The organism is Alcanivorax sp. HI0044 (genome assembly GCF_001634945.1).
The window spans coordinates 1-7,239 of record NZ_LWEZ01000380.1; the positions used below are offsets into that span (position 1 = coordinate 1).

Consider the following 7,239-nt stretch of genomic DNA (forward strand, 5'->3'; position numbering starts at 1 on the left):
CCACAAATAAGCTGCGCCAGGCAGTGCCGAATTGCTGGCGCAGCTTATTTGTGGTGAGTCTCCCTTTACTGACCCCGAGCCTTATTCGTTGTCTTCTGCCTCGCCGTCATCCCGGTCCAGTTCCAGTTTTTTGAGCCGATAGCGCAACGAGCGAAAGGTCATGCCGAGTTTTTTTGCGGCGGCGGTGCGGTTCCAGTGGGTGGCATCCAGGGCCTTGAGTATTTCCTGCTTTTCGATTTCCTGAAGAAAATCCTCCAGAGGCTGTTCGCCGGGCCTTACTGGTGATGTCGTTGTTGCTGCCGGGGCGTTATGGCGGGTTGTGGCTGGGGCGGGGCGGTTGGATGTCAGACGCAGATGCTCTGGCAGAATGGTGTTGCCGTCACACAGGGTCAGCGCCCGCTCCAGCGTATTTTCCAGTTCCCTGACATTGCCGGGAAAGGCGTAATTTTCTATGGCGTTCACCGCGTCAGAGCTGACGCTGGGCGGTGGGATGTCCCAGGCTTGGCTGAGCCGGTTGAGAATATGCTGAACCAGTTTGGGGATATCTTCACGTCGGTCGCGCAGCGGCGGTACATGTGCTTCGATAACATTCAGCCGGTAGAAGAGATCCTGACGAAAGCGGCCCTCTTCCATTTCGTCTTCCAGGTTTTTGTGGGTGGCGCAGAGTATGCGCAGGTTGACCTGGAATTCCTTGGCTTCACCGACCGGCCGCACCGATTTTTCCTGGATCGCACGTAGCAACTTCACCTGCATATGTAGTGGCAAGTCGGCCACTTCGTCGAGGAAGAGGGTGCCGCCGTCGGCTTCACGGAACAGGCCCTTTCGGTCTTCCACGGCGCCGGTGAACGCGCCTTTGCGGTGGCCGAAGAATTCACTTTCCATCAGTTCGGACGGAATGGCGCCGCAGTTGACGGCCACAAACGGTTTTTCCCGGCGCGGACCGAGAGTATGAATCAGCCGCGCAATACGTTCTTTACCACTGCCTGACTCGCCGCTGATATAGATGGGCGCCTGGCTGCGGGCCAGCTTTCGAACCTGGGCTTTCAGCGCCACCATGCTGGGTGCGTCACCAATCAGATTGTCTTCTTCTTCATGGTGCTCTTCGACTTCGCTGATGCCCAGACCGTCTTCGATCAGTTGCCGTAACCGGTCCAATGCCACTGGCTTGGCAATGAAATCATAGGCGCCATATTTCATCGCATCGGTGGCGGTTTCCATGCTGCCGTAGGCAGTGATGACGGCGGTGGGCATGGTTGGGCAGTGTTGTGAGATGAATTGGAGAAGTTCCAGGCCTGTGCCATCCCCCAGATTCATATCCGTCAGGCACAAGTCGTAACGCGCCTCTTTGAGCTGTTGCTTGGCGGCAGACAGCGAATCTGCGGCGGTGGCCTGAAGTTTCATGCGACCCAGTGTGATGACCAGCAGTTCGCGCAGGTCAGCTTCGTCGTCAACAACCAGTACGTGGGGGGTATCTGCACTCATAGGCGATTCTGTTATTGAAATTGTCGGTGCGGGTGGGCAAAGGTTATCACAAAGCTGGCGCCTTTCGGGGTTTCCTCAAGGTCCAGTGTGGCCTGGTTGGCGTGGCAGAGTTCCCGGCATAGATAGAGGCCCAGACCATTGCCGTCTTTGGCGGTGGTGTAAAAAGGCTCGAAGAGATAATTCATGGCTTCTTCGCTGATGCCTTGACCATTATCCTGAACTTTTAGCCAGGGCAGGCCGGTACGGTCGTGGTGCCCGCACCGCAGTGTGACGGTGCAGGGGCTGCCGCCATGGCGTAGCGCATTGCCGATCAGATTGTCCAGAACCTGAATGAGTTGATTACGATCAAAGCGGACTTCTACCTCGGGTTGGCAATGGAGGCTGAAGCTGGCTGCGGGGTCTTTCATTTTCCATTGAGCGGTCGTTTCCTCAATCAGCGCCGTCAAGGTAAAGCGTTCGGCTTGCCCCTTGGGTCTGCGTGATAGGTCAAGGACGTCATGAATAATGCCGTTAACCCGGGTCACATGGTTGCGGATGATCTGCAGCAGGTGTTGATCTTCCGGGCTGGGTTCGTCGTCCAGCAATAGGTCTGTGGCATGGTTGATGGCGCTGAGCGGGTTGCGAATTTCATGGGCCAGGGTGGCGGACAGGCGCCCCAGGGATGCCAGGTTCATCTGCTGGGCTTCCTGAGCGACTTGTGCCGTGTTTTCCAGAAACAGCAGGGTCAGGTTTTCATGGCCGGTATCCAGCTGTGCAAAACGGGGGCTTAGCACCGGGGATTGCTCCGATACGCGCAGCGTGCTCAGTGGCAGTAGCGGGTTGTCCTGCCAGCGCTGGAAGCGGCTGGTCAGGGAGTCGGGCAGGGTGTTGCCGAGCATGGGGCTGTCAAACAGGTTATTGGCAGACTGGTTGGACATGAGGATATGAAAAGCGTCGTCGAAAACCAGAATGCCCGTGCGCATGCGCTGCACAATCTGCTGGTTCAGTGCTTCCAGCCGCTCGATGGCAACCTGTTGCTGCCTGGTGATCTTTTCTGTTTGCTCCAGGCGCTGGGCAATTTGCTGGATGATCAGCGACACCATGAAAAAGGCAATGCCCAGCAGGCCGGATTCCGTCAGGGCGAACGGGGACGAAAGCTGTGTATGGATGGAAAAATAGAATTGCTCGAACATGGCGGACAGGGTTGCCAATGCTGCAATAAGAAAGCCCTGTCGACCGCGCAACAGAATATTGCCGGCGGCAACGGTCACCAGCAAAAGCACTGCCAGACCTCCCTCCAGCCCGCCATTGGAGTGCACCACCAGCGTCAGCATGCCCAGATCGCTGATTAACGCCGCCGGTTGTGCCCAGGCAGGGAAGGCCCGCTGATACCGGCGGTTATCCAGCGTGGCGGAGGCCAGCGTCAGACCCAGATAGAGAAAAAGCGTGGTCTCGAAAAGGGCAGGGAAATGGGTGCCGAGCAGCGCCTTGTCCGGCCCGTAATGCAGCAACAGCAGCACACAGGCAATGGCAATGCGGTACACATTATAAATGCGTGCCGGTGTCCAGCCCTGGCTAGCGGTCATGGTGTTCCAGATACTGCCGCTGATGCTCCTGGCTGCAGAAGTGCAGCCCGTTGTGGCTGAACGCTTCGGGGGTGGGAACATGCACGCCGCATTGCGCGCATTTCACCATGATCTGGGGGTTGCCGGAGGCATTGCCGGAATCCGTGGGCCGGGCCTGGGCCAGTAATCGTTTTATGACCCGCCAGGCCAGATAGATCAGGGCGGCGATGATAATCAGGCGAATCAGGCCCATGGAGCTCCCCTCGGTTTAGTGTTTTGTCAGATGCTGTGGCGTTCTGTGTTTTTAGCGCATTCATCGATTGCCGGCTAAGAACCTGCTTGGGGTCTATACGCAGCCGCGTTGCCGCTGAAAATGGCGCCAGGCAAGGCGTAAACTGCAGGGCCTGACGGGTCAAGTTCAAGGTTTACAACACAGCATGGCGCCATTTGCAGCGGCAACCCGAAGGGCCGGGGCCCTTTTGCCGCCAGCCCGCGATTGCTCTTGCTTATGTAGAATGACTACACATCACAATCGCAATCACGACCTGGCGAAAAAAATACCGCCGGCGCGGCTGCGTATAGACCCCAAGCAGGTTCTAAAGAGTACAATCAGCGCTCACTTGAGGAAAGGCCGGTTGATCATGCGAATTATTATGGCCCAGCAGAATGCGCTGGTGGGCGATATCGAAGGGAATGCCCAGCGCGTTATTGCCGCGGCAGACGAAGCTCGCCGATTGCTGGGAGCGGACCTTGTGCTGTTCCCGGAGCTGATGCTCACCGGTTACCCGCCGGAAGACCTGTTGCTGCGGCCCAGCCTGAATAGCCGGGTCGATGCGGCGCTGGCCGACATTGGCGCGGCGATTTCGGTGCCGGTGGTGTTGGGCTATCCGGCGGTACGCAACGGGCACCGCCGTAATGCGGCTGGAGTGGTGTTCCCGGGGGAGTCTGGTCCTCGCCATGAGTATTTCAAGCAGCACTTGCCCAATTACCGGGTATTTGACGAAAAACGCTATTTCCAGCCGGGCACCGATGCCTGCACCTTTGATATCGATGGCTGGACGTTGGGTATCACCATTTGTGAAGACATCTGGCACGATGGCCCGGCGGCCCAGTTACAGCAGGCGGGTACCGACCTGATCCTGAACTTGAATGCCTCCCCTTACCGCACCAACAAGGCCGAGGAGCGTTTTGCCCAGGTACAAGCCCGCAGCCGGGAAACCGGATTGCCGGTGCTGTATTGCAACCTGGTTGGTGGGCAGGATGAGTTGGTGTTTGATGGTGCCTCGTTTGTCTGTGATAGCAAGGGTGCGCGCTGCGTGCAGGCGGCCAGCTTTTCCGAAGCACTGGTGCCCGTGGATGTGCAGTGCCAGAGCGGGCACTGCGAGCCGTGTGGCGAGGCGTTGCCGTTACCCGGGCCGGAGGAGGGCATGTACCAGGCGCTGGTGTTGGCGACCCGCGATTATGTGAACAAAAACGGTTTCAAAGGCGCGTTATTGGGGCTGTCCGGTGGTATTGATTCCGCCCTGACGCTGGCGGTGGCGGTGGATGCCCTGGGCCCGGAACGGGTAGAGGCGGTGATGATGCCGTTCCAGTATACCTCTGCCATGAGCCTGGAAGATGCTGAAAAGCAGGCGCGCACCTTGCGTGTCCATTATCGTGTGTTGCCCATCGAGGCCGCGTTCAATGGCTTTATGGATATCCTCAGTGAGTCGTTTGCCGGCACGGCCCGGGATACCACCGAAGAGAATCTCCAGGCCCGTTGTCGGGGGGTGTTGTTGATGGCGCTTTCCAACAAGAACGGCTCGGTGGTGCTCACCACCGGTAACAAGAGTGAAATGGCAGTGGGCTACGCCACCCTCTATGGCGATATGGCCGGGGGCTTCTCGGTATTGAAAGACGTCTTCAAAACCTCCGTGTTCAATCTGTGCCGCTGGCGCAATCAGCAGGCCGGCGCCGAAATCATTCCGGACCGGGTGATCACCCGCCCGCCGTCTGCCGAGCTGGCCCCGGACCAGGTGGACAGTGATTCGCTGCCCGATTACGACGAGCTGGATGCGATTCTGGAGCGTTACGTGGAGCAGGACATGAGCGCGGAAGCGGTGATCCGTGACGGTTTTGACCGCGAGACGGTCTACCGGGTGGTGAAACTTACCGATCGTAATGAGTACAAACGCCGCCAGGCCGCTGTTGGCCCCCGCGTCAGCCGCCGCGCCTTCGGCAAGGACCGGCGGTATCCGATTACCAACGGTTGGCGGCCGGGAGACTAAAAGCAGCTACGAGCTCCTGGCTGCGAGCTGCAAGGAAGATCAAAATCAAAAAAGGGTGGCCCGAATCATGGTCGGTGCCACCCTTTTTTAGCTAGAAGCTAGAAGCTAGAAGCTAGAAGCTAGAAGCTAGAAGCTCACAGAAGGTCAAACGTCAGCAGGCTCAACAGCCCTTCATCCTCATCCGGCCACCAGGCCAGGTCCACCTGTTTGTCGTCATCCAGGAAGCTGCTTTCCGGCCAGTTCAGGGCCAGTACGGCGCGGCTTTTTTCTGCCTGTTCAGGAAGCTCCAGCCGTTGATAACCCTTGACCATAATGGCCAGGCCTTCTTCCACAGCGGGGGTCTGCTGGTAGTGTTTGACCACATACTGCGCCCGGTTCACGGAAGCAACAATGGCGCCACGGCGAGCGTAGTAACGGGCCACGTGCAGCTCCTGACGGGCCAGCTGGTTGCGGATGTGGACCATGCGAGCGCGGGCGTCGGGGGCGTACTCGCTGTCCGGGAAGCGGGCAACCAGCCGCTCGAAGTCGCGGAAGGAGTCTTTCGCGGCGTCCATATCCTTGCTGGAGCGGTCGGACGTGACCATGTTGTCAAACAGGCCTTTCTCCATGTTGAAGTTAGCCAGCCCGCGCATGTAGAGGGCATAGTCCATGCGTGGATGCGCGGGATAGTTGCGCATGAAGCGTTGCGCCGCTACCACGGTGGCCGGGTAATCCACGGACTTGTACTGGGCGTAGATCAGGTCCAGCGCAGACTGTTCGGCATAGTCCCCATACGGAAAGCGCGCCTCCAGCTCCTTGAGCTGGTCGATGGCCGTCAGGTAGTTTTTCGATTCAATGGACTCGCTGGCCTCCCGATATTGATCGGCCTCGGTGAGTTCCGGGCGATCCTCCGGGTTGCCGGCGCAGCCGGCCAGAATCAGTACACACAGTAGTGGCCATAAAAGTCGTGGCATTCTTTCCTCGTTGAACGGGTTACAATTCGCGAATTCGGTATTTAAGCACAGGTTGAGGAACCTTTTATATGGGACATCTTGGCGGCGAAAAAATTCAGCGCACCGAACAGGTGAAGCCGGAGCACGCCGGGCAGCGGGTAGACCAGGTGGCGGCAGAGCTGTTTGACGGCTTTTCCCGGTCTCGCCTGCAGACCTGGATCAAGAATGGCGTGCTGACGGTCAACGGTGCCAAGACCAAGCCCAAAGAGAAGCTGACCGGTAATGAATCGCTGACGCTGGAAGTGGAAATTGAGCCTGAGCTGGATGATCAGCCCCAATCCATTGATCTGGACGTGGTGTACCAGGATGACGACCTGATTGTGATCAACAAGCCCACCGGGCTGGTGGTCCACCCGGCTGCGGGGCACGCAGATGGTACTCTGCTGAACGGTCTGCTGCATCTTGACGAGCGGCTCAACAGCCTGCCCCGCGCGGGAATTGTGCACCGGCTGGACCGTGACACCACCGGGTTGATGGTGGTGGCTCGCTCTCTGGAGGCCCACCAGAGCCTGGTGGCGCAACTTCAGGACAAGAGCCTGTTCCGGCAATACGAGGCGATTGCCGTGGGCGTGATGACTGGCGGCGGCAAGGTGGACGCACCCATGGGGCGTCACCCGGTGGACCGCAAGAAGCAGGCCGTGGTGAAAACCGGCGGCAAGAATGCGGTGACTCACTACCGCGTTCTGGATCGCTACCGGGCTCATACCCGCATTCAGGTGCAGCTGGAAACCGGCCGCACCCACCAGATTCGCGTTCACATGGCGCATCGTAACTACCCGCTGGTGGGGGATCCGCTCTATGGTGGTCGGCTCAAGCAGCCTGCCGGGGCCACTGAAGCGCTGCGTCAGGCGCTGCACAAGTTCCCCCGCCAGGCACTGCATGCCCGCAAGTTGGGGCTGATTCACCCGGCCACGGGCGAATATCGTGAATTCGAAGCGCCGCTGCCGGCGGATA

The 7,239-nt window shown here is 58.8% G+C and carries 6 protein-coding genes; 2 read left to right on the top strand and 4 right to left on the bottom strand.

From position 1 onward, the window contains the following. Nucleotides 1-81 precede the first annotated feature (81 nt). Genes A3730_RS04620 through A3730_RS04630 form a run of 3 tightly spaced genes read right to left on the bottom strand, consistent with a single transcriptional unit; the run spans nt 82 to nt 3,279 of the window. Complete coding sequence (locus tag A3730_RS04620) at nt 82-1,482, bottom strand: sigma-54 dependent transcriptional regulator (protein WP_063537592.1); 1,401 nt, start codon at nt 1,480-1,482, stop codon at nt 82-84. A gap of 11 nt (nt 1,483-1,493) precedes the next feature. Next, nucleotides 1,494-3,047, bottom strand: a complete 1,554-nt coding sequence (locus tag A3730_RS04625) for a PAS domain-containing sensor histidine kinase (RefSeq protein ID WP_063519855.1) — start codon at nt 3,045-3,047, stop codon at nt 1,494-1,496. After that, nucleotides 3,037-3,279 (bottom strand): PP0621 family protein, encoded by a 243-nt coding sequence (locus A3730_RS04630; protein WP_063519854.1) that lies wholly within the window; start codon nt 3,277-3,279, stop codon nt 3,037-3,039. The genes A3730_RS04625 and A3730_RS04630 overlap by 11 nt, the downstream gene beginning before the upstream one ends. Before the next feature lie 388 nt (nt 3,280-3,667). Between A3730_RS04630 and A3730_RS04635 the strand changes: the two genes are divergently transcribed. Continuing rightward, nucleotides 3,668-5,293, top strand: a complete 1,626-nt coding sequence (locus tag A3730_RS04635; protein ID WP_063519857.1) for an NAD+ synthase — start codon at nt 3,668-3,670, stop codon at nt 5,291-5,293. A gap of 134 nt (nt 5,294-5,427) precedes the next feature. On the opposite strand, the gene A3730_RS04640 is transcribed toward A3730_RS04635, so the two are convergent. Continuing rightward, on the bottom strand, nt 5,428-6,246 hold the full coding sequence (locus A3730_RS04640; protein ID WP_063519853.1) for an outer membrane protein assembly factor BamD: 819 nt from the start codon (nt 6,244-6,246) through the stop codon (nt 5,428-5,430). A 68-nt stretch (nt 6,247-6,314) separates the two neighbouring features. On the opposite strand from A3730_RS04640, the gene rluD reads away from it, so the two are divergent. Next, a partial coding sequence (rluD, locus tag A3730_RS04645; RefSeq protein WP_063537594.1) for a 23S rRNA pseudouridine(1911/1915/1917) synthase RluD occupies nt 6,315-7,239 on the top strand: 925 nt, incomplete at its 3' end.